General features: G+C 51.7%; 16 protein-coding genes, 1 tRNA gene and 1 pseudogene. 5 read left to right on the top strand and 13 right to left on the bottom strand.

Translation table 11 applies throughout. The features are described 5' to 3' along the window. Positions 1–395 precede the first annotated feature (395 nt). From MJ768_RS08135 to MJ768_RS08105, 7 genes and pseudogenes are all read right to left on the bottom strand, one after another. Complete coding sequence (locus MJ768_RS08135; protein ID WP_239290143.1) at positions 396–806, bottom strand: hypothetical protein; 411 nt, start codon at positions 804–806, stop codon at positions 396–398. An 11-nt stretch (positions 807–817) separates the two neighbouring features. Then, positions 818–2,125, bottom strand: a complete 1,308-nt coding sequence (locus MJ768_RS08130) for a hypothetical protein (protein WP_239290141.1) — start codon at positions 2,123–2,125, stop codon at positions 818–820. Between the two features lie 113 nt (positions 2,126–2,238). Beyond that, the gene (locus tag MJ768_RS08125; RefSeq protein WP_256449842.1) at positions 2,239–2,643 is read right to left on the bottom strand and encodes a lipocalin family protein; all 405 of its coding nucleotides are present in this window, start codon (positions 2,641–2,643) and stop codon (positions 2,239–2,241) included. Positions 2,644–2,670: 27 nt separating this feature from the next. Then, a pseudogene (locus MJ768_RS08120) lies at positions 2,671–3,216 on the bottom strand (carotenoid 1,2-hydratase); the annotation flags it as partial. 113 nt (positions 3,217–3,329) lie between these two features. Beyond that, positions 3,330–4,268, bottom strand: a complete 939-nt coding sequence (locus MJ768_RS08115; RefSeq protein WP_239290139.1) for a diguanylate cyclase — start codon at positions 4,266–4,268, stop codon at positions 3,330–3,332. A gap of 45 nt (positions 4,269–4,313) precedes the next feature. Beyond that, positions 4,314–6,689 (bottom strand): ATP-binding protein, encoded by a 2,376-nt coding sequence (locus MJ768_RS08110; RefSeq protein WP_239290129.1) that lies wholly within the window; start codon positions 6,687–6,689, stop codon positions 4,314–4,316. A 246-nt stretch (positions 6,690–6,935) separates the two neighbouring features. After that, on the bottom strand, positions 6,936–7,835 hold the full coding sequence (locus MJ768_RS08105; protein ID WP_239290086.1) for a LysR family transcriptional regulator: 900 nt from the start codon (positions 7,833–7,835) through the stop codon (positions 6,936–6,938). 90 nt (positions 7,836–7,925) lie between these two features. Here MJ768_RS08105 and MJ768_RS08100 point away from each other — a divergent pair, with 90 nt between their 5' ends. The 3 genes from MJ768_RS08100 to MJ768_RS08090 all read left to right on the top strand — a co-directional run bounded on the left by MJ768_RS08100 (position 7,926) and on the right by MJ768_RS08090 (position 10,580). Beyond that, positions 7,926–8,792, top strand: coding sequence for a pirin family protein (locus tag MJ768_RS08100; RefSeq protein ID WP_239290084.1), 867 nt, complete (start codon positions 7,926–7,928; stop codon positions 8,790–8,792). Between the two features lie 43 nt (positions 8,793–8,835). Beyond that, positions 8,836–9,903 carry an alkene reductase gene (locus MJ768_RS08095; RefSeq protein WP_239290082.1) on the top strand — a complete coding sequence of 356 codons (1,068 nt, stop codon included), beginning with the start codon at positions 8,836–8,838 and terminating at the stop codon, positions 9,901–9,903. A 182-nt stretch (positions 9,904–10,085) separates the two neighbouring features. Continuing rightward, positions 10,086–10,580, top strand: a complete 495-nt coding sequence (locus MJ768_RS08090; RefSeq protein ID WP_239290080.1) for a hypothetical protein — start codon at positions 10,086–10,088, stop codon at positions 10,578–10,580. A gap of 476 nt (positions 10,581–11,056) precedes the next feature. Here MJ768_RS08090 and MJ768_RS08085 read toward each other — a convergent pair. Further along, a tRNA-Ser gene (locus tag MJ768_RS08085) sits at positions 11,057–11,146 on the bottom strand. Between the two features lie 49 nt (positions 11,147–11,195). On the opposite strand from MJ768_RS08085, the gene mltF reads away from it, so the two are divergent. Continuing rightward, positions 11,196–12,704: a membrane-bound lytic murein transglycosylase MltF gene (gene mltF, locus MJ768_RS08080; protein ID WP_239290078.1), complete on the top strand. Its 1,509-nt coding sequence runs from the start codon at positions 11,196–11,198 to the stop codon at positions 12,702–12,704. 39 nt (positions 12,705–12,743) lie between these two features. On the opposite strand, the gene MJ768_RS08075 is transcribed toward mltF, so the two are convergent. The 3 genes from MJ768_RS08075 to MJ768_RS08065 all read right to left on the bottom strand — a co-directional run bounded on the left by MJ768_RS08075 (position 12,744) and on the right by MJ768_RS08065 (position 16,056). Then, complete coding sequence (locus MJ768_RS08075; RefSeq protein WP_239290076.1) at positions 12,744–13,256, bottom strand: hypothetical protein; 513 nt, start codon at positions 13,254–13,256, stop codon at positions 12,744–12,746. A gap of 129 nt (positions 13,257–13,385) precedes the next feature. Continuing rightward, positions 13,386–14,681: a serine--tRNA ligase gene (gene serS, locus MJ768_RS08070; RefSeq protein ID WP_239290074.1), complete on the bottom strand. Its 1,296-nt coding sequence runs from the start codon at positions 14,679–14,681 to the stop codon at positions 13,386–13,388. A 46-nt stretch (positions 14,682–14,727) separates the two neighbouring features. After that, positions 14,728–16,056 (bottom strand): replication-associated recombination protein A, encoded by a 1,329-nt coding sequence (locus MJ768_RS08065; protein WP_239290072.1) that lies wholly within the window; start codon positions 16,054–16,056, stop codon positions 14,728–14,730. Positions 16,057–16,244: 188 nt separating this feature from the next. Between MJ768_RS08065 and MJ768_RS08060 the strand changes: the two genes are divergently transcribed. Beyond that, positions 16,245–16,895 (top strand): carbonic anhydrase family protein, encoded by a 651-nt coding sequence (locus MJ768_RS08060; protein ID WP_239290070.1) that lies wholly within the window; start codon positions 16,245–16,247, stop codon positions 16,893–16,895. A 52-nt stretch (positions 16,896–16,947) separates the two neighbouring features. On the opposite strand, the gene lolA is transcribed toward MJ768_RS08060, so the two are convergent. Further along, complete coding sequence (lolA, locus tag MJ768_RS08055) at positions 16,948–17,559, bottom strand: outer membrane lipoprotein chaperone LolA (protein WP_239290068.1); 612 nt, start codon at positions 17,557–17,559, stop codon at positions 16,948–16,950. A 66-nt stretch (positions 17,560–17,625) separates the two neighbouring features. Further along, positions 17,626–19,908: a DNA translocase FtsK gene (locus tag MJ768_RS08050; protein WP_239290066.1), complete on the bottom strand. Its 2,283-nt coding sequence runs from the start codon at positions 19,906–19,908 to the stop codon at positions 17,626–17,628. Positions 19,909–20,024 lie beyond the last annotated feature (116 nt).

The raw sequence follows: 20,024 nt of genomic DNA, 5'->3' as shown, positions 1-20,024 counted from the left end.
CAGGCTACTTCTCATCGGCCAACGTCAAGGCCTGCGCGGAACAAAACATCACCCCATATGGGGATTGTAGGGTTTTGAAGTGTGGCGTCAATCCAATGTCATGAGGGGATGGCAATGGGTGAACCAAACACGGATATCCTGGAGAACATTTGTGGCTTGTACCGACACCAAAACGCCGCACAAACTGTCGGGCAAAGCACCTTTCTGTTGCACGGATGAGCACATCCCGGCTGGTGAAACCACATAACCGTCGGTTGAAACGAGCGTAAAAACAAAAAGGCTTCATGATGTACCCGGCCATGTAGTTATTGTGGGTATTGAATAGGTGCGATCTCGTCGGACAAAACTGGCTAGGCAAAAACTTGCCGGGTAACACTGAATAAATTGACGCTTTCTTAACGGCTTACCACGTTCAATTCCGGCTTCAACTCGTTTTCATCGATATAACCGATGGCGCCGGGTGTGGTTTGGACAAAGCTAATAACTTCGGCGGCACTCGATAGCTCTCTTGGCGGGATACCCTTGCCGATGAAGCGGCGCACCGTCCAATAAGCCGTGTATTTGTCATCTTTCTGATTCAGGTAGCGCTGCAAGAAACGATCACGCAATGCGCCTGCCTTGAGATTCACCGCTGTGACATGCACGCCATCGATTTCGATGACCTTGCCGGTAAATATTCTTTGTACGGTATTCGCGTTCAACTTACTTAGACCAGCATGGCCGATGACAACCACGTTGTCCGCATGCGCCTCGCATATCGCAAGCGCCAGTAGCGCGGAGATCAGCTTGAGTTTGAATTTCATCATGGCTGTCTCCCTTAGAACGTAAAGTTGTAAGAGAGAGAAAACACATTGATGCGTTGATCGCCGGATTTTCCACCCGGCGGCGCATCAATAAAACTGGACGCGATGCCGGTTTGCACGACAGACCATTCGGCTTTGATTTTGCTGTTGATGCCAAGTGAGCAGGAGGTGCCGAGCGCCCATGTGTTTTGGTTATACACCACCATCGCATCGGCTAGGTTGCGTTCAAAAGCATTGACCGCCGGGATAATCGTCTGAACGCCATTTACCGCCTGATACAGGTCGCGGTTTTTCGTGGTTAGCTTGGCGTAGGTCAGATAGGGTGTCCAGTCACCGATTTCTTTTTGCAGACTCAGGTAAAAACCTTTGCTGTCGGGAGAGAGGGTTGAGCCTTCATTTTTGCGTCTGACATATTCGCCGATTGTGCGAAAGCCGTGCCCCAAATCAATGCTGGCACCTAAATTGGTGGTAACGGTTTGTATCTTGGATGGGCCGTCCGCAGCAGGGCAGTAATAGTCACCAATGAATGCCGGCGGGATACCAATCGGTGCGCAACCGCCAGCCGGCGCGGGCACGTACGTCGAAGGCCCCAGTGTCGTGCCGTTGCGTGCCGTGGTATCGGCGAAATGCATACCCGCCAAAAAGGTGTTTCCGCCGCGATTCAAGCTCAGCCGCAGTCCTTTTGACTCGATCGCCAAGGGTGCAAAGAATTCACCCGCCGCACCGCTTTTGGTGAGTACATTACCGGGGTCACGCGCATAGAAGCGCCATGATTCATTCACGGCATTCCCCCAATAGCCATCGAGAATGAATTCGTTCTCGTTGAGCTGCCAGGTCTTGGCGAACGATGCCCCAATGAAGTCCACCGTAGATGCGGAGGCATAAACCTCAACCGGCAAGCGGGCGGACACGTAAGTCTTGCCTATGTTGGCATTCTCGGAATTCAGGTAAAAGGGAATACGTAATTTCCCTACGCGAAACAACCAATCGTTAGTCGGACGGTAGGATAAAAATGCCCAAGTAAAGGTTGGTTGCCAGTTTTGATTGTCACTTAGCAGTGCGGGCGGCGCTACGTTGACTTGTAGCGTTGCGCTCCATTCGGGATTGAATTGGGCATTTAATTGTGCGCCGAATATGGTGTCACGTTCGAAGCTGCCTTTGTTATTGATATAACGCTGATAGGTGTAGTTTTGGTCGGATATGGCATAGCCTATCGTGCCATAACCCGACAGGGAAAAATCGACGGCTTGCGTCGATAAGCTGACTGCGCCGAGTAGGAGGCAGGCAAGCGTGCGCGAACTATTTCTAAGCCGCTTTTGCATGGTCATTAGCATTGTATGAGGCGGATCAAGGCGGCTGCAGGATTTTAGAATTCAACGGCTCTATTGAGAACGCGGCAAATTATAACCGTTTGACTTTTCCTTGGCAGGTTTGCTCAATGCGCAGGCTTTGGACATTTGCAATAGCCATTTAGCTCCACATAGGCCTGGCCGCTTACTGCGCCGCTGACGGTGCACGCGCCTTCCCAATACACCGGACCGACCCAGAAGCTGTGGCTGCCGCGCAGTTCCTGGTTTTGCACGGCAGGCTGCACGGTGAATGTTTCGCTGCCGATTGTCACCGTCCAGCCGGCGGGATAGGTGCAGCCAGTGGTGGGGCTGGTCCAGTAATCCAGTATGGCCACGTCGAATTGATGTGCGGCGAGATTTGTGGTTCGCCCCTGTACGTCGGTGATTGAACCTGATTTTTCTACCGTGGCATCTTCGCCGTTGAAATCGAACAGCATGAATTGGCGGTTGTCTGCCAGTTCGATGGCAAACCATTGCCAGCCTTTATCGATCGCTTGAAACAGCTCGCCGTACTGGCGGTCAAACCAGCTGGTTCCGGTGACTTTGTAAGACTTGTCTTTAATACTCAAGGTGCCAGTCGTCGCCATGTGAGTGCGCGAGTACTAGTAGGTGTAGCCGCCAAAAACATAGGGGTGTGCGTCGCCGCCGTAGTGCAGCGCGGGCGGTTTGGTTGATTGCAGGTCAATATCCAGCACGTAATCGCCGATTGCGCTGTGCAAATGATCTGTGCCATTGCCACCCACCGCGGTGACGGATTTGTTCGCACCGGCACTGAGCTTGAAGCCATTGGGGGTTTTGTTGGGAAGATGGAATTCGACAAATTCCTTGAATTCAAAGCGATTACCGTTCACATCGGTGATGGCCGCTTGCACCAGCTGATCGCGCATGAACAGGAAAGCATCGAAGCTAAAAAACACCACTTCAAAACCGAAACGCTGGCCGTCTTCCGTTTCCAGATGGCCCGTCCAGTACCACCACTGCACCTGCTCGGTGGATAAAAATGCATCGTCTGCGGGCAAGCTCACCGGACCAATCAGACCGCGCTTTGGGCTAAACCAGCACATGAAAATGACCGCTATCAAGAGTATCCACGGCAGTAACGGTGGGTATTTCCAAACCATCAGCGCCAAAATCAGCACGATGAGCCAAGGTAATTTTTGCCAGATTATGCGCATGCTTAGACGTTCCTCGGGGTGGATTTTTTGTGATGCCAAGACTTTACCTGATTGCGTCCAGATTGTTTGGCTAGGTAGAGCGCCTGGTCAGCCAGCTCGAGCAACTCCGCAGCTGAGTTTGTTTCGCTCTGGGTGTTGCAAGCGACCCCGATGCTGATCGTGATATGTGCTGCGGCCGGTGAGTGGGCGTGGGAAATCTGCATGGCAGCAACGGTTTTGCGCAAGGACTCGGCCACTTTGCGCGCACCTTCCAGATCGGTTTCTGGTAGCAAAATGACAAATTCTTCGCCGCCGTAACGCGCTATCAAATCCATCGGACGGTTAATCTCGGCCTGCATGACTTGGGCGACCCGCGTCAAACACTGATCACCCAAGCCGTGACCATAGTGGTCGTTAAACAGTTTGAAGTAATCCACGTCCAGCATCAGCAAGGACAGTTCATGTTGCTGCCGTGCCGCACGCCGCAGCTCGTTGCCCAGCGTTTCGTCGAAACGACGTCGATTGGCGACCTGGGTTAGTCCATCCATGAACGAAAGGCGTTTTAACGCATCGGTTTGCAGTTTGAGCGCAATGTGGTTGCGCACCCGTGCTTTGATAATCGGCGGGCTAATCGGCTTATGAATATAGTCCATTGCGCCCAGCGTCAGTCCAAGTTCTTCATCTTCGGTTTGATTGCGGGCGGTGACGAACAACACGGGAATATCACACGTGTCTGGATTGGCCTTGAGGCGTTTGCAGACTTCATAACCATCCATCTCCGGCATCATCACATCCAGCAAAATCAAATCCGGCGAGCTGGCCGCAACTAGTGCCAGGGCTTTGGCGCCGCTGGTCGCCAACTGGACACGGTAATCCTCGCGCAAGATACTGCTCAACACGCTCAGGTTGGCGGGCACGTCGTCCACCAGCAAGATAGTCGCGCGTTCTGTTTTGGCAAACATGGGGTTGTATTCCGCTATGTTATAAAGTTTCAAGGTTTTAAAGTTTCAAGATTCCGGCAACAAGGCCAGGGCAATATCAAAATCAAAATTATCCAGCGCCACCGAGATGCGATGTACGGTTTGCACTGGCAGCAGGCTTGAAAATGTGGGCATGTGGGCTTGCCATAAATCTGCCGCCTCAACATTGCATTCTCTCAGCAATATTCTGAGTTGGGACAAACAGTCTGGCCATTGCCCTGGTAGCGTGACAGCCTCTGGCTGTGCGCTTGGTTCATACGGCGGCGATGCGGGCGCATTCTCCGACAGATTTTTGAGTAAATGCCGCAGCGCCTCAGGCAATACAGGTTTGGACAAGAATAGATGAGCATTCAACCTGGAGGCCGTGTCGTGCATGAAATCCGTATCGTAGGCGGAGACGATTACCGGTAATGGCTGGTTGTCTGGAGGTTGTGCATGCAGACTGCGCAAGACTTGTTCGCCGTCCATGTCGGGCATGACCCAGTCCAGCATAAGCAGATGATAGGGGCGGCTTTGTTGCCGTGCCTCGGCAATCATCTCTAGCGCAGTCTGCCCGTTTTCGGCGCTGTCGATGCCGGCTCTCGGTGTCTGACCCACGCCAAGATGACGCAGCATTTTAACCAGCGCCATGCGCGCTTCGGGTTGATCGTCCACGACCAAAACGCGCAGGGTCTGTACGCCGGGCAAGCTCGCTGGGGTAGCCGTGCGCTGTTGCGCGCGCAAGAGGCGGGCGGTAAAGATAAAGCGCGAGCCTGCATCGGGTTTGCTTTCCACCCAGATACGCCCTCCCATCAGCTCGACAAAACGCTTGGCAATCGCTAGCCCCAAGCCCGTCCCCCCGTATTTTCGCGTGGTGGAGCCATCCGCCTGGCTGAACTCTTGGAATAAGTGTTCTATCTGTTCCGCCGTCATACCGATACCCGTATCGCTCACGGTAAAGCGTAGTGTCATCGATTCGGCATCTTGTACGTCGATGCCCAGTGTCAACTTGACATGACCGTTATGCGTAAATTTGATGGCGTTAGATAACAGGTTGATAAGGATTTGCCCTAGGCGCAGCGCATCCCCAACTAAAGCGCCACCTTCATCCAGCAAATAAGGGGTGTCCACTTCGAACAATAATTCCACTTCTTTTTCGTAAGCGCGTTGCTGCAACAAGGCCAAAGCATTTGAAACTACCTCCTCAACTAGAAAGCGATTTTGTTCCAGCTCCAGCTTGCCAGCTTCAATCTTGGAAAAATCCAGGACGTTATTTATGATGTCCATCAACATCTTGGCGGCGTTATGCACCTTGGAAACGTAATCGCGCTGACGCGTATTCAGGTCTGTTTTTAGCGCTAAGTAGGCCATACCAAGAATAGCGTTCATGGGCGTGCGAATTTCATGGCTCATCGTAGCCAAAAACATGGATTTGATCTTGGTCGCATTCTCGGCTTGATTGCGTGCTTTTTCCAATGCCACCTGTACGGTTTGACGGCGGCTGATATCGGCTTCAATTGATTGCGCCATACTATCAAACGTCTCGCTCAACACGGCCAGCTCATCTACCTCTGAGTCCCGTGCCGAATCCAGTCGGGTGCGGCTGGTGTAGTTACCCGCGGACAATCGGTCGGCAGACAGCTTGAGTCGCTCGATCGGCTTTAATACTTGGCGACGCACGGTATTAAAAGCTAACCCAACCAGACAGATGGTGACCGCCATGCTTGCCAGCAAAACCATAATGAGCCGCTGCAAGCGTGCGGTTGCTTGCTCGACCTCGCCCTGAGTTCGCTTGCTGACTTGTTCCTTCAGCCCCTCTACAGCGTGTGCCAAATTGGCTTTCAGCTCGTTATAAGCCTGGCTGTAAACCAGCTTGCTGGCAAAATCGAGGCGGGGAGTCCCTTCGGAAACGAATGCACGTTTGTCTGGGTCATAAAGCCCTTGCGTAGCGGCAAAAGCGATCTGTTCGGTTTGTTTCATGGCCTCGGTGGCCGCGAAAACCTGTGTTAGTGTCTGGAGTTCCTGTGCGTTGAAACCCAAAGCGCGCATCCTGTCCGTTAATACATGGCGTTCAACTTGTTCGGGTAGGACATGCAGCACCCGCTCTGCAATCACATCATCCCAATAAGTCGCGGGATTAAACATGGCAGGCGCGGATTTTTTGCCCTGACGTACGGCGAGGATGTCGTAGTAATAAAACAGATAGCGCGGTTCACCGGTGGTCGTGTAGGCGCGCACCAAACTGGCCAGTTGCTCGGTCTCTTGTTGCAGTTCGTTGGACAATTGAATGGACAGCCGCCGATGCTCTTGCACGGCCATCATTTTGCTGTACGCCTGCTCAATCAGCACGACACATAACATATTCGCGCCCAATACCAGCAGCACCCCCACAGAAAACCAGATTGAGAGTTTGCGCAGTTTCATCAGTGCGGGCGACTGTCTAAAGCGATGTGTTCACAATGTTCAGGCATATTCGTCGCGCATGACTGCTTTCAGCATAAGGTTTCATCATCGTGCCACAAGTTTCACCGTCAGGCCATCAGAGTTCACCATCCGGATAGCTGGATTGTATCGAATACTCTCAGGCACTTCACTAACCGCAACATAGCCGTGGTCATATCACGACCAACGGCATGCAGAGTGAGAGCATCAATATTTCCTCGATCACCCTCACTCCATAAACTGCTCAAGATGCGCAAGAAAGGCGCGCGTCTTGGCGGGCAGGTAGCGGCGCATGGGCATCACTGCCCAGGCGGGGACGACGGGTAGACACCACTTCGATAATATCCGCACCAAACGTTTGTGGCGCACGTCTTCTGCCACAAAATAATCCGGTAACGCACCGATACCAGCACCATCCAGCAGAAGCTGCTGGATCATGTCAGGTGAATTCAGGGTGAGACGTCCGGGTGGAACCCCTTCCCAAACAGCCTTGTCACGTATTAGTTTCCATGGGACTGCGCTTCCTCGTGCCGAGAGCAAACGAACCGCCGCATGATGCTCCAGCTCATCAGGATGCCGCGGTGCAGCATGAAGTGCGAGATAAATAGGGCTGGCGTAAAGGCCGAAACGAAGCTCGTCTATCTTGCGTGCCACCAGCGTGGAGTCGTTTTCCAGCGCACCCATTCGAATGGCAAGGTCGAAGCGTTCGCCGATCAGATCAACGCGCCTCGAAGACAGATCGAGATCAAGTTGTATCTCGGGATAGGTTTCGATGAAAGTGGCGATGGCGCGCGAGAAATAGTGTCTGGCATAGTCACCCGGCATGGAGACGCGCAAGCGTCCACGCGGCTGCACATCCTGACTGCGCACGAAATCTTGCGTGATAGCGACCTCTTCTGCAACGCGCCGACAATGATCAAGGAATTCCTGCCCAAAGTCGGTGAGTGTGAGTCGACGAGTAGTGCGCAACAGCAGCCTCTGTCCAAGTGATGCTTCAAGATTCGTCAAGCGGCGAGAGACCGTGGCTTTGGGCATGCCGAGATGTTCTGCTGCACGCACCAAACTTTCTTGCTCGACGATGGCGGCGAATAGGATGTAGTCGTCAGCGGAGATATTTTTTTGTTCCATTTGTGGAACAGTTTATCCCATATTCATGGCTTTATCTATTTTTTCGAGCCGTCTAATATGTACTCACTATCTGTCAATTGAGGAGTCAACATGAACACCATCAATCAAACAATGCTGCACCAATCGCGCGGTGTCGACCGCATCATCGAAGGTGTTGCCACCTCGGATGGCGCAGGCGTGAAACTGACCCGCGTGCTTACGGGCAAGCTGCAGCACCGCCTTGATCCATTTTTAATGCTGGATGCATTCGGCAGCGACAACCCGGACGACTACATCGCGGGTTTCCCGGATCACCCGCATCGTGGTTTCGAGACGGTTACCTATATGCTGTCCGGACGTATGCGGCATCGAGATAATGCAGGACACGAGGGGCTGCTGAAACATGGTGACGTTCAGTGGATGACTGCTGGACGCGGCATAATTCATTCTGAAATTCCCGAGCAAAAAGATGGCGTGATGGAAGGTTTTCAGCTGTGGCTCAACCTGCCTGCGAAGCGTAAGATGGCCGAGCCTTGGTATCGCGACATCGCAAGCCAGGAGATTCCAGAATACGTAACGGCAGAAAACGTTACCGTGCGTGTGATTGCTGGAACAAGCAACGGCGTGGCAGGCGTTGTTACACGCGAAGATACAGAACCAATGTATCTGGACATTCACTTGCCTGCGGGCGCTTCGTTCTCGACGGCATTGCCTGCCACGCATAACGCTTTCATCTACGTCTATCGCGGCGCGGTGAAGGTTGGTGACACGCTGGTGGAGTCTCATCGCATGGGTATTTTGAACAATATAACGGAAGCCGATGGCGTGACGCTCACAGCGACGGAAGATGCGCGTCTGCTTCTTATCGCCGGCAAACCGCTCAACGAACCGATCGTGCAGTACGGGCCGTTTGTGATGAACACGCAGGAAGAGATCCATCAAGCGATGGACGATTTCCGCAACGGGCGCTTTGCATAGGTTTCAAGTTTTTTACGACTCAATTCAAAAGAAGGAAAATAACATGACCACCACTTTGTTTACCCCCACCACGCTAGGCAAACTGCAACTGAAAAACCGCATCGTCATGGCACCACTGACGCGCTCACGCGCCATCGGCAATGTGCCGAACGAACTGATGGAAAAGTATTACCGGCTGCGCGCCGGAGCCGGACTCATCATCACTGAAGGCACATCGCCCTCGCCGAACGGACTCGGCTATGCGCGCATTCCCGGACTATTTAATGACGCACAAGTGCAAGGCTGGCGGCGAGTAACGGACGGCGTTCATCAGGCAGGTGGAAAAATATTTGTGCAACTGATGCACACAGGACGAGTTAGCCATCCAGCCAATATGCCAGCCGACGCCAAGGTGATCGCACCTTCCGCCATTGCCGCGCCGGGCGAAATGTGGACGGACAGCAATGGACTGCAGCCACATCCTGTCCCTACCGCAATGAACGAAGCCGACATTGCTCAGGCCATCGCCGAGTATGCGAATGCTTCCACGCGGGCGATTGAAGCTGGATTTGATGGTGTCGAGTTACATGCAGCAAACGGCTATTTAATCGATCAATTTCTTAACACAGCTTCCAATCAGCGCACTGACCGCTGGGGCGGCAGTATTGAAAATCGAATCCGCTTCGCCGTGGAAGTTGCCAAGGCTGCTGCCGTTGCTATCGGTGCAGATCACATCGGTATGCGCATTTCACCTTATGGTGTTTTCAATAGTATGACTGCCGATGCTGAAATGGACGCGCTTTACGAACGCTTGATCGCCGAATTAAACAGTATCGGCTTGGTGTATATCCACATCGTGGATCACAGCTCGCAGGGCGCACCGGAAGTTAGCCCAGCGTTGAAGGCAAAAATACGTGCCGCGTTCAAAGAGAAATACATTTTGTCAGGCGGCTATGATTTGACTCGGGCGAATGCCGATCTCGATTTACAACGTGGCGACCTCGTCGCATTCGGCCGCCCATTCATATCCAATCCCGATCTGGTGGAAAAACTACGCAATGACAGCCCCTTGGTTTCACCAGACTCCAATACCTTTTATACACCCGGAGAAAAAGGATATACCGACTATTAATGGATCAATGGCTATGACGGAGCCATTGCTGCTAGTCTTCTATTCTATGGTTAGCTGCTATCTTATGATTCGGCTGCTGACCAGCATATTTTGTTTGTTGGGCTATACCTAATGGAAGAATACAAGATGAATCTGCGCTTCATAAAATCCGCAACCAGTTCTACTGAATATAAGGGCTATGCATGAACAACAATACCAAGGCAGTGGCTCTGGTTATCGTCGGGGCTGCCCTGATGGCAATACTTGCTTTTTACTTCAAGGACAATCTCGCTTCTGCAGTGCAGTGTAATGATGGTATGCGCAATCCTGTAAATATCGATAATTTCACCACCAAATATTGGGCTAACTCTGCCGAGTTTGAAGCCAGCATTGGGGAAAAGGGAAAGCTGTCTGGAAAACTGAACCCGACGCAACTTAAAGCTGTAACTGATGCGTTGCAGCAGGCGAACAAATTCAGGAAAGTTGTAGTGGCTGGGTCTAATAGCTGCGCAATAACGAAGCTACAATACGCCAAATTCGGTAGCCGTTTTCAACAGTTGGACAACTTGTCGCGGCAGATCGACAGTCTCGCTGCTGTTCCGAGCCCGACTGATAGCGACAAAGCCGGGCTAACCCGGCTGATTGACGAATATGTCGCGATTAGCCAGCAGCTAGCGAAGAGTTCCAAGAACCAGTAGATGATCACCGGCTGGACACTCATCGACAGCACATCCGCCCAATTTACGCCTGGAAAAAAAAGTGGACGCTACCCTTTTAAGCACGCTTGGATATACGGAAGAGTATTGTGGCCATGCTTCACGAAAAGGGTAGCGTCCACTTTTTTCAAATTCACATAAATTCGTGCGGTCAAGTTTTGGGGTTTGCACCTAGGAATTACAGGATTGATCCTAATCTCGGCTGAAATGTTACATTAATAATTTAACGGTTCCATAGCATAAAATTGCCGGGATGCGTTATGCGAACTCAGGCATGGGTGGTGAAACATGAGGAGGTATATTGCACAGCTTGGCCAAGATTAGTTGAGCATTCCACAACCTGGCCGCCTGAGTGCGGTTTTCTACGTCAAGCTATGCAAGAGGATCAGAACAGCAGCAAGAATCAACTTAGCAAAAAAATAAAAAGCCAGCATATTCACTGGCTTAATTCGCTTTCTTGGCGGAGAGGGTGGGATTCGAACCCACGGTACGGAAAACCGTACAACAGATTTCGAGTCTGTCGCATTCGACCACTCTGCCACCTCTCCGCAGGAGTTGATTTTACCATCAAAGGATAAAATCAGGCAGAATGTTCATATGATCAAGTCTATACATTCATTCCTTTCAACATATATCAGAGCAAGACTCTTCGCACTTGCATTGCTGAGTGTCGCTTTGCTCGCCGCCTGTGCGCCTGAAGAACCATCCAAAAAGCCATGGCGAGAAGAATTAACGGTCATCGTGGTGCCAGCTGAGAATAGTGTGGACTCTGAATTCGAGCTTCAACTCGTTAATCTTTTTGCCGAAAAATTGCGCGTAAAAATAAAGTTTATACCGCTGCCGCTGGATCAAGTGATGCAGTCCATTGTGACGAACAAGGCACATTTCGCCGCATCCGGATTACGCAGCAACGGGGGTGAGAGCGTGAGGTTTGGCCCGTCCTATCAAACGGTAAGTGAGCAGGCGGTATGCAATGGCGCGCCTCTGCGGCGCATGGAGGGGCTCCTTAAAAAAAATATCGCCGTCGTGGCCGGTTCCGCACAAGAAACTGCCTTGCATGAAGCACAGAAGAAGTTTCCAGCCCTGCACTGGCACATACGCCCCAATCAGTCAGCTGCACAACTACTGAAAGAGGTGGCGGAGGGCAAGCTGGAATGCACTGTCGCCAATGAGGAACAACTTGCGCTGGCACGCAATTTCCATCCCAACCTGGATTCCACGCTCGATATTGCTACACCTTCCAAGCTAGCTTGGGCGTTTGCGCCGGACGCCGACGCTGAGTTATTGGCAGAAGCAGAGAAGTTTTTCACTCTCATTAAACAAGATGGCACTTTGCACCGCCTGCTGGATCGCTATTACGGACACAACAAGCGGCTTGAATCGGACGACGCGGTTGCATTTATCACCAAGGCGCGAACTGTGTTACCACATATTCGAAGTCTGTTTGAAGAAGCGGCTACTATAACCGGGATGGAGTGGCAACTATTCGCCGCTCTCGCCTATCAGGAATCGCATTGGAATCCGCTTGCCACTTCGCCTACAAAAGTGCGCGGCATGATGATGCTGACTGAAGAAACAGCTGACCGTATGGGCGTAACCAACCGGCTAGATGCACGCCAGAGCATTATTGGCGGGGCGAAATATCTGCTGTTGCTGAAGGAGCAACTGCCACCACGCATCAATGAACCAGATCGCACCTGGCTAGCTCTGGCAGCTTATAACCAAGGATATGGGCACCTGGAGGATGCACGCGTGCTGACACAACAACAAGGTCACGATCCAGACAAATGGGCAGATGTGAAGAAGGTGATGCCGCTACTGGCGCAACCACAGTATTTTGAACAGACCAAATACGGTTATGCACGCGGCGGCGAAGCGGTTAATCTGGTTGAGATGGTGCGTATGAACCATGACATGTTGAATAGCCTGCCTTTAGGCACCGTGCCGCGACTGATTCCTCCGGCGCAAGATAATAAGATGCTGGGAAAGAGTAAGAAAGAAACACAACACCACTCATCCTCAAATGCCATCAATGATCTATCTGCGTCCAGTAAATCTCTCAGCATCTATCACCCTGCAAAGGACGGGGCACAGCATGCACGCTAATTCAACTCACCCCGCCTCCAAATCATTACACTTCACGAATCACCAAGAGAACTTAATAGCCATAACTTTCATGTACTCTTTATTAACACGGCCCAGCATTGTTTCAAGTTCACCTTGCCAAGCGCCTGTCACCTTTAACAAACCTTCCTCTTTACACAGCGCTTTAAGAGCAGTCGAATCCGGTATATTGTCATTGAGAAGTTGTTTCAGGTTAAGAACCGACTGGTAAAAATCTGCGCAACTTTTTGCGAAATCCTTGAATCGCATGTCGATTGCCAAATGCTGAAGAACTGGACTCTCCTCTTCCAGAAATGTGCTATCCACATGCTTTAAATCATCCATCAGATTCATGATTTTATTTTCAGAAGCTTCAGAATCCACTTCGTTCACTTGCTTCGCAATGTGGAACGTGTTTTTCAATGATGTCGCCAGTTTTTGGCAGTTTTCCTGCAACTCAGCTGCCATCTCTCTGCGCTGGGCAAGAGCATCACTTCTAAGCTCAATGGGGCGCTTCAAAATGGTGCTCAATGTTGAAATTCCCGATATTTCCATTTCTATCTCCTTATACTCATACAACAACGACTACCTATCAGGTAGACACATTTTTTAAAGGCACCTTAAATATACATTGCTACCGGGAATGGTATGTCACACCATTCCCCATTGCGACAACCATGATCATCACGATGCCCTGATATATTCCAATTTTCCCATATAAGGCCGTAACACCTCAGGTACAACAACACTCCCATCAGCTTGCTGGTAATTTTCCAGTATAGCAACCAATGTACGCCCTACCGCAAGACCGGAACCGTTAACTGTATGCAGCAATTCCGGCTTTCCCTGTTCATTTCGGAAGCGCGCCTGCATACGTCGTGCCTGGAAGGCTTCAAAATTGGAGCAGGAAGAAATCTCGCGGTAGGCATTCTGGGCCGGCAACCAAACTTCAATGTCATAAGTCATTGCGGCAGAAAAACCCATATCACCCGTACACAGTTTCATTACCCGGTATGGCAAAGCCAGTTTTTTCAAAATCGTTTCGGCATGTGCCAGCAATTGTTCCAGCGCATCATAGGAATGCTCAGGATGCACAATCTGCACCAACTCTACTTTGTCGAATTGATGCTGACGGATCATGCCGCGCGTGTCGCGCCCGTAGGAGCCGGCCTCGCTGCGAAAGCAGGGGGTATGCGCCACAAATTTCAGCGGCAGTTTCTCTAGTGGAGTGATGCTGTCACGCACCATGTTGGTCACTGGGACTTCAGCCGTGGGAATGAGGTAGAAATTCTGTTCACCTTCTTCACCCAGCTGACGCGGCACACGGAACAAATCCTCCTCGAACTTCGGCAGCTGTCCGGTGCCACGCATGGAGTCTGCATTTACCAGATAAGGCACATACACTTCGGTATAGCCGTGCTGCTCGGTATGAATGTCGAGCATGAACTGCGCCAGTGCACGATGCAGGCGCGCCAGCGGGCCTTTTAACAGCGAGAAACGCGCGCCGCTGATCTTGGTGGCAGTTTCGAAATCCAGCCCACCCACATCCTCGCCCACACTGACGTGATCCTTAACTTCAAAATTAAATTCAGGCGGCGATCCTACACGGCGCATTTCAACATTGTCGGCCTCTGACTTACCTACAGGCACACTGATGTGTGGTGTGTTTGGAATGACCGAGAGAAAAGCCTGCAAATCTTGCTGTATATGCTCAAGTTGCGCCTCAAGTTCCTTAAGCTCATCGCCCAAGCCGGCCACTTCCGCCATGATGGCCGACACATCCTCGCCCTTGGCCTTGCCCATGCCAATCTGTTTGGAGGTAGCATTGCGCTTGGCTTGCAACTCTTGCGTGCGTGTTTGAATGGTTTTACGCGCACTCTCCAGCTGCCCAAAACGAGCCGTATCCAGCGGGTAACCCCGTGTCGCCAGACGTTCCGCCACACCGTCCAAATCATTGCGTAATACTTGTAGATCTAACATGCTCTTCTCCAAAGCGAAACAACTCTTACTCGGTTACATGCTGTAATCATTTTTCATTTCTCTTTGCCGCAGCATCCAGCTCACGAAGGTGGGCCAGTTTTTCCGCGATCTTAGCTTCCAGGCCTCGCTCGGCAGGTTGGTAAAAACTGACCTCCGGCAACCCCTCCGGAAAATAATTTTCTCCTGCTGCATAGCCTTCCACTTCATTATGTGCGTAACGATAGTCTTTACCGTAATCAAGCTGCTTCATCAATTTGGTCGGCGCATTGCGCAAATGCAGCGGCACCGGGCGCGACCCGTCTTGGGCAACCAAGGCGCGGGCGGCATTATACGCGACATAACCCGCATTCGACTTGGCCGCAGCTGCCAGGTATAGCACCGCTTGCGCCAATGCCAGCTCGCCCTCCGGCGAGCCCAGTTGCTCGTATGTCTGGGCGGCATTCAGCGCTAATTGAATCGCGCGCGGATCGGCCAAACCAATATCTTCCCATGCCATACGCACAATGCGTCGCGACAGGTAACGCGGATCGGCACCGCCATCCAGCATACGCACCAGCCAATACAGAGCGGCATCAGGATTGGAACCTCGCACCGATTTATGCAAGGCGGAGATCTGATCATAGAATGCTTCGCCACCCTTATCGAAACGACGCAGGTTCTGCGCCAACGTGTTGTCCAGGAAGTCGGCATCGATGCGCGTAACATGTGCGGTCTGAGCGGCGGTTTGCAACTGCTCAAGCACGTTGAGCAAGCGGCGCGCATCGCCATCTGCATAGCCGACGATGCGTTCACGTACCGCATCGTCAAATTCCAAATCCGGCAAGGCAAGCTGTTCCGTGCGTTTGAACAGTTGATTCAATTCTGCCTCGGACAAGGCTTGCAACACATAAACCTGGGCGCGCGACAACAACGCGCTAATCACTTCAAATGAAGGATTTTCGGTGGTCGCGCCAATGAAGGTGACCAAGCCCTGTTCGACGAAAGGCAGGAATGCATCCTGCTGCGATTTATTGAAGCGATGTACCTCGTCCACAAACAAAATGGTGTGGCGCCCGCTCTGCTGCAAGGTGTGCTGCGCTTGCGCAATAGCGTCGCGGATGTCCTTCACCCCGGACAGTACCGCCGATAGCGGAACGAACTCGGCATCAAACGACGAGGCCATGAGCCTGGCCAAGGTGGTCTTGCCCACTCCGGGTGGCCCCCACAGAATCATGGAATGCAGCTTGCCGGATTCAAACGCCAAGCGCAGTGGCCGGCCCGGTCCCAGCAGATGGGATTGCCCGATAACCTCGTCGATATGCTTGGGCCGCAGACGCTCGGCCAGGGGCGCGGCGGGTGCAGGAGGATCGAACAGGTTTTCACTGGTGGGGGACATAATCCGGCAATGATTAAGGAGAAGTTGCCTTTTTTAAAAAAGGCTGAATAATACTGGCTATGAGATGCTATCTTAAATAAGTCTAAAGTGATTATTTTGATTGCGCAAAAAAAAAATAAATTTCCTATAAATAATTTATTGAACCCATTAGCGCTTAAATATTTAACTACATTAATAAATCAAAAACAATGAGAACTTTAACTAAACAAATGCAATCAGCCATTACTCCTGCAATGGCATTAATGTTATTAAAAGAAGGCAATAAAAGGTTTGAAAAGAACATTAAAATAAACCGTAATCTGTTGCAACAAGCCGGTGAAACATCAGAAGGTCAAAATCCATTTGCGGTTATTTTAAGTTGCATAGATTCTCGCACCTCAGTGGAATTAGTTTTTGACCAGGGTTTAGGCGATGTATTTAGTGTGCGAATTGCCGGCAATATCATGAATGAAGATATTCTTGGCAATATGGAATTTGGCTGCAAAGTCGCTGGCTCTAAAATAATAGTGGTTTTAGGCCATTCCAAATGCGGCGCCATAAAAGGTGCTTGCGACCACGTAGAAATGGGTAACCTAACCGCCCTATTAAGTAAAATACAGCCAGCGGTTTATGATGAAAATAGCGAAACCGAAAATCGTAATTCAAGCAACCCTGAATTTGTGGAAAAAGTAGCCACCATCAATGTAAAAAGAACATTACACGCCATCATGGAACGTAGCCCCATTTTAAAAGAGATGGTTGAAGCAGGTGCGATTGGCCTTGTCGGCGGAAAACATGACATCGCAACAGGTGTGGTAACTTTTTATGACGACACGTTGATTATCAATAATCCTAAATAGACTGCTTTCAAATATGATCTTATCCCCAGAATAAGTTAGGGTTAGGAAAGGGTTACTCACCCAGTACGTCCGCCCCTTTGGGCGGTACAAACTTGAACAATTGCGGTGATAGTTGTGGGTTGCGTTGCAGCTTCGAAAAACGAAGCACGGTGGTATGGCCAAAAGCATCTTGCAATTCCATAACCATTAGCTCGGATTGCGCGTTAAACCCCATGAGAATTTTCTCGAAGCTGGTGTCCTTCGCACGGGGCGTAGCTTGCAGCCATTCCAGGCTATCCTTGGTTCCGTTATCTTTCAACTTAAAGCCGCGCTCAATTTCATTGTTACCAGACAAGAGCGCCGCCGGGCTGCTGCCCAGCGCTGCATCTATTTTTTTCACTGTGACCTGATTAAGTTCCACGTCGTGCAGCCAGAATTTCTCGCCATCGCCCACGATCAATTGTTCAAAAGGCTTCTGATAGACCCAGCGAAATTTTCCGGGCCGTACAAACTGCATGGTGCCGGAAGCCGACTGAATGCGCTTGCCACTTTTGTCCCGAACCTCTTGAGTGAAATTGGCCTGTGCTGAATGCGTGGACGCGATGAAATTTTTCAGCTTATCAGTGGCTCCGGCATACGCGGAGAGAGGCAAAGCAAAAAATAAAAAAATAAAAAACTTGTACATGTGGAATTCCTCTCTGCATTGACCTCTTCTTGTCGGGAGAGGTTAGATGGGTTTGGGTTTAACTGCTCACTCCTGCCTGGCAGGCGCAATCACTTCACGGTTGCCATTACTCTGCATGGGCGTCACCACTCCGGCGCGCTCCATCTGTTCTACCAAGCGCGCGGCACGATTGTAGCCAATACGCAAATGGCGCTGCACCAGCGAGATAGAGGCGCGACGCGATTTCACCACGATATCCACCGCCTGATCATATAGTGCATCGGCTTCTACGCCACCTCCACTTTCGACTTCGCCGCCCGCGTCAAGTTCATCCAATGAAGTTAGCACGCCTTCGACATATTGCGGTACACCCAGCGCCTTGAGATATTCGGCGACGCGGTGCACTTCCTGGTCGGAAACGAAGGCACCATGCACCCGCTGCGGGTAGCCAGTACCAGGCGGTAAATAAAGCATGTCGCCTTGGCCGAGCAATGCCTCCGCACCCATCTGATCGAGGATGGTGCGCGAATCGATCTTGCTGGACACCTGGAACGCCACGCGTGTTGGCACGTTCGCCTTGATCAGGCCTGTGATAACGTCCACCGAGGGACGCTGCGTCGCCAATACCAGGTGAATACCGGAGGCGCGCGCCTTCTGCGCCAGACGCGCAATCAACACCTCGACCTTCTTGCCCACTACCATCATCAGGTCGGCCAACTCGTCGATAAACACCACAATGAACGGTAACTCTTCCGCCGCTTCAGGGTTTTCCGGAGTAAGCGTGAATGGATTGGTCAGCGGTCGATCCGCCTTGATGGCATCGCGCACCTTCTGGTTGTAACCGGCAATGTTGCGCACGCCGAGTGCCGACATCAGGCGATAACGCTTGTCCATTTCCTGCACGCACCAGTTGAGCGCAGACGCAGCTTGGCGCATATCAGTCACCACGGGGGCTAACAGGTGCGGGATGCCTTCATACACTGACAGTTCGAGCATCTTGGGATCAACCAGCAACAGCCGTACCTGCTGCGGCGTGGCCTTGTACAGCAGACTCAGAATCATGCCATTGATCGCCACCGACTTGCCGGAACCGGTGGTACCTGCCACCAAGACATGCGGCATTTTGCCCAGATCGGCAACCACGGGTTTGCCGGAAATATCCTTGCCCATTGCCATAGTGAGCGGCGAATTCATACCCGCGTAATCCTGCGAACTGAGAATTTCGGACAACCGCACCATCTGCCGCTTCGGATTGGGCAATTCCAACGCCATGTAGGATTTGCCCGGAATAGTTTCCACCACGCGAATGCTGACCACAGATAGTGCGCGCGCCAAATCTCTCACCAGACTGGTGATCTGGCTGCCCTTTACCCCTACTGCAGGCTCGATCTCGTAGCGCGTAATGACCGGCCCCGGGTAGGCCGCCACCACTTTCACTTCCACGCAGAAATCTTTAAGTTTGCGTTCAATCAAACGCGAAGTAAATTCCAGCGTGTCGGCAGACAACATTTCAACCTCATGCACCGGCTGATCCAGCAGATGCAGCGGCGGCAGCGGCGAATCGGGCATATCCGGAAACAATGGCACCTGCCTCTCTTCCGACACACGCGCAGACTGCCGCACTTCAATCAGTGGCTGCTCGATATATATCGGCAGATGGTTCTCTACACGTTTTTTTTCTTCTTCCACCACAACCTGACGCTCGCTCAATGCTTGTGCACCAACACGCTTGTCCTGCCAGGTCAGCCAAGCATTCTGCGTCCAGAAATAGAAAGCTTCAAGAGCCGTTCCTAATCGGTCAGTAAACCGCAGCCAAGACAGACCACTGAACAAACTAAATCCGATGGCTATCAACACCAGCAGAAACAAGGTGGCACCGGTAAACCCCAGCAAATGCGCCAACCCGTCACCCAGCACCACGCCCAACATACCGCCTGGCGCGTATGGCAGCGCGGCCTTCAGGGTATGCAGCCGCAGCGCTTCCAATGAACTGCTGGCCAGCAACAACACGACAAAGCCGATCAGCGCTACCCATAAGGCACGACGATCGAACAGGCTGTTTTGCGATATGCCGCGATAGTCCACCCATATCTGCTGCAACAGGAATGCAACCCACCACCAGGCAGAGAAACCGAATACATACAGCAGCACATCCGCCAACCAAGCACCGAACACGCCGCCCGAATTATGTGGCACAGCACCGCTGGCGCTATTCGACCAGGCAGGATCGTTTCGATCATAACCATACAAAATGAGGATTAAATAAATTGCCACCGCAACCAGCAGCAACAAGCGCGATTCGCGCAGCAATGCAGCCAACCGACCTGATAGCGGAGAGGTTTTTTCAAGCTTTCTACTCAATAACGCCATAGTGCGTTCATACCCCATTTTCTTGACCATCACACCTTACAGATAGGTGAAACCTTCCCCCGGCTCAAGACATCTTGGCGCGCCATGTGCGGTAACAATTATAGCTTGCGCGCGCA

Origin of the sequence: Candidatus Nitrotoga sp. 1052, assembly GCF_927312905.1 — a bacterium.
Classification (GTDB): domain Bacteria; phylum Pseudomonadota; class Gammaproteobacteria; order Burkholderiales; family Gallionellaceae; genus Nitrotoga.
Note: the sequence above shows the minus strand (reverse complement) of the source record. Positions and strands in the feature narration are given on the sequence as shown.

Bases quoted from the DNA above. Each gene is read 5' to 3' on its own strand.
- MJ768_RS08135 (WP_239290143.1), bottom strand. From the start codon at position 806: ATGATGAAATTCAAACTCAAGCTGATCTCCGCGCTACTGGCGCTTGCG.
- MJ768_RS08130 (WP_239290141.1), bottom strand. From the start codon at position 2,125: ATGCAAAAGCGGCTTAGAAATAGTTCGCGCACGCTTGCCTGCCTCCTA.
- MJ768_RS08115 (WP_239290139.1), bottom strand. From the start codon at position 4,268: ATGTTTGCCAAAACAGAACGCGCGACTATCTTGCTGGTGGACGACGTG.
- MJ768_RS08110 (WP_239290129.1), bottom strand. From the start codon at position 6,689: ATGAAACTGCGCAAACTCTCAATCTGGTTTTCTGTGGGGGTGCTGCTG.
- MJ768_RS08105 (WP_239290086.1), bottom strand. From the start codon at position 7,835: ATGGAACAAAAAAATATCTCCGCTGACGACTACATCCTATTCGCCGCC.
- MJ768_RS08100 (WP_239290084.1), top strand. From the start codon at position 7,926: ATGAACACCATCAATCAAACAATGCTGCACCAATCGCGCGGTGTCGAC.
- MJ768_RS08095 (WP_239290082.1), top strand. From the start codon at position 8,836: ATGACCACCACTTTGTTTACCCCCACCACGCTAGGCAAACTGCAACTG.
- MJ768_RS08090 (WP_239290080.1), top strand. From the start codon at position 10,086: ATGAACAACAATACCAAGGCAGTGGCTCTGGTTATCGTCGGGGCTGCC.
- mltF (WP_239290078.1), top strand. From the start codon at position 11,196: ATGATCAAGTCTATACATTCATTCCTTTCAACATATATCAGAGCAAGA.
- MJ768_RS08075 (WP_239290076.1), bottom strand. From the start codon at position 13,256: ATGGAAATATCGGGAATTTCAACATTGAGCACCATTTTGAAGCGCCCC.
- serS (WP_239290074.1), bottom strand. From the start codon at position 14,681: ATGTTAGATCTACAAGTATTACGCAATGATTTGGACGGTGTGGCGGAA.
- MJ768_RS08065 (WP_239290072.1), bottom strand. From the start codon at position 16,056: ATGTCCCCCACCAGTGAAAACCTGTTCGATCCTCCTGCACCCGCCGCG.
- MJ768_RS08060 (WP_239290070.1), top strand. From the start codon at position 16,245: ATGAGAACTTTAACTAAACAAATGCAATCAGCCATTACTCCTGCAATG.
- lolA (WP_239290068.1), bottom strand. From the start codon at position 17,559: ATGTACAAGTTTTTTATTTTTTTATTTTTTGCTTTGCCTCTCTCCGCG.
- MJ768_RS08050 (WP_239290066.1), bottom strand. From the start codon at position 19,908: ATGGCGTTATTGAGTAGAAAGCTTGAAAAAACCTCTCCGCTATCAGGT.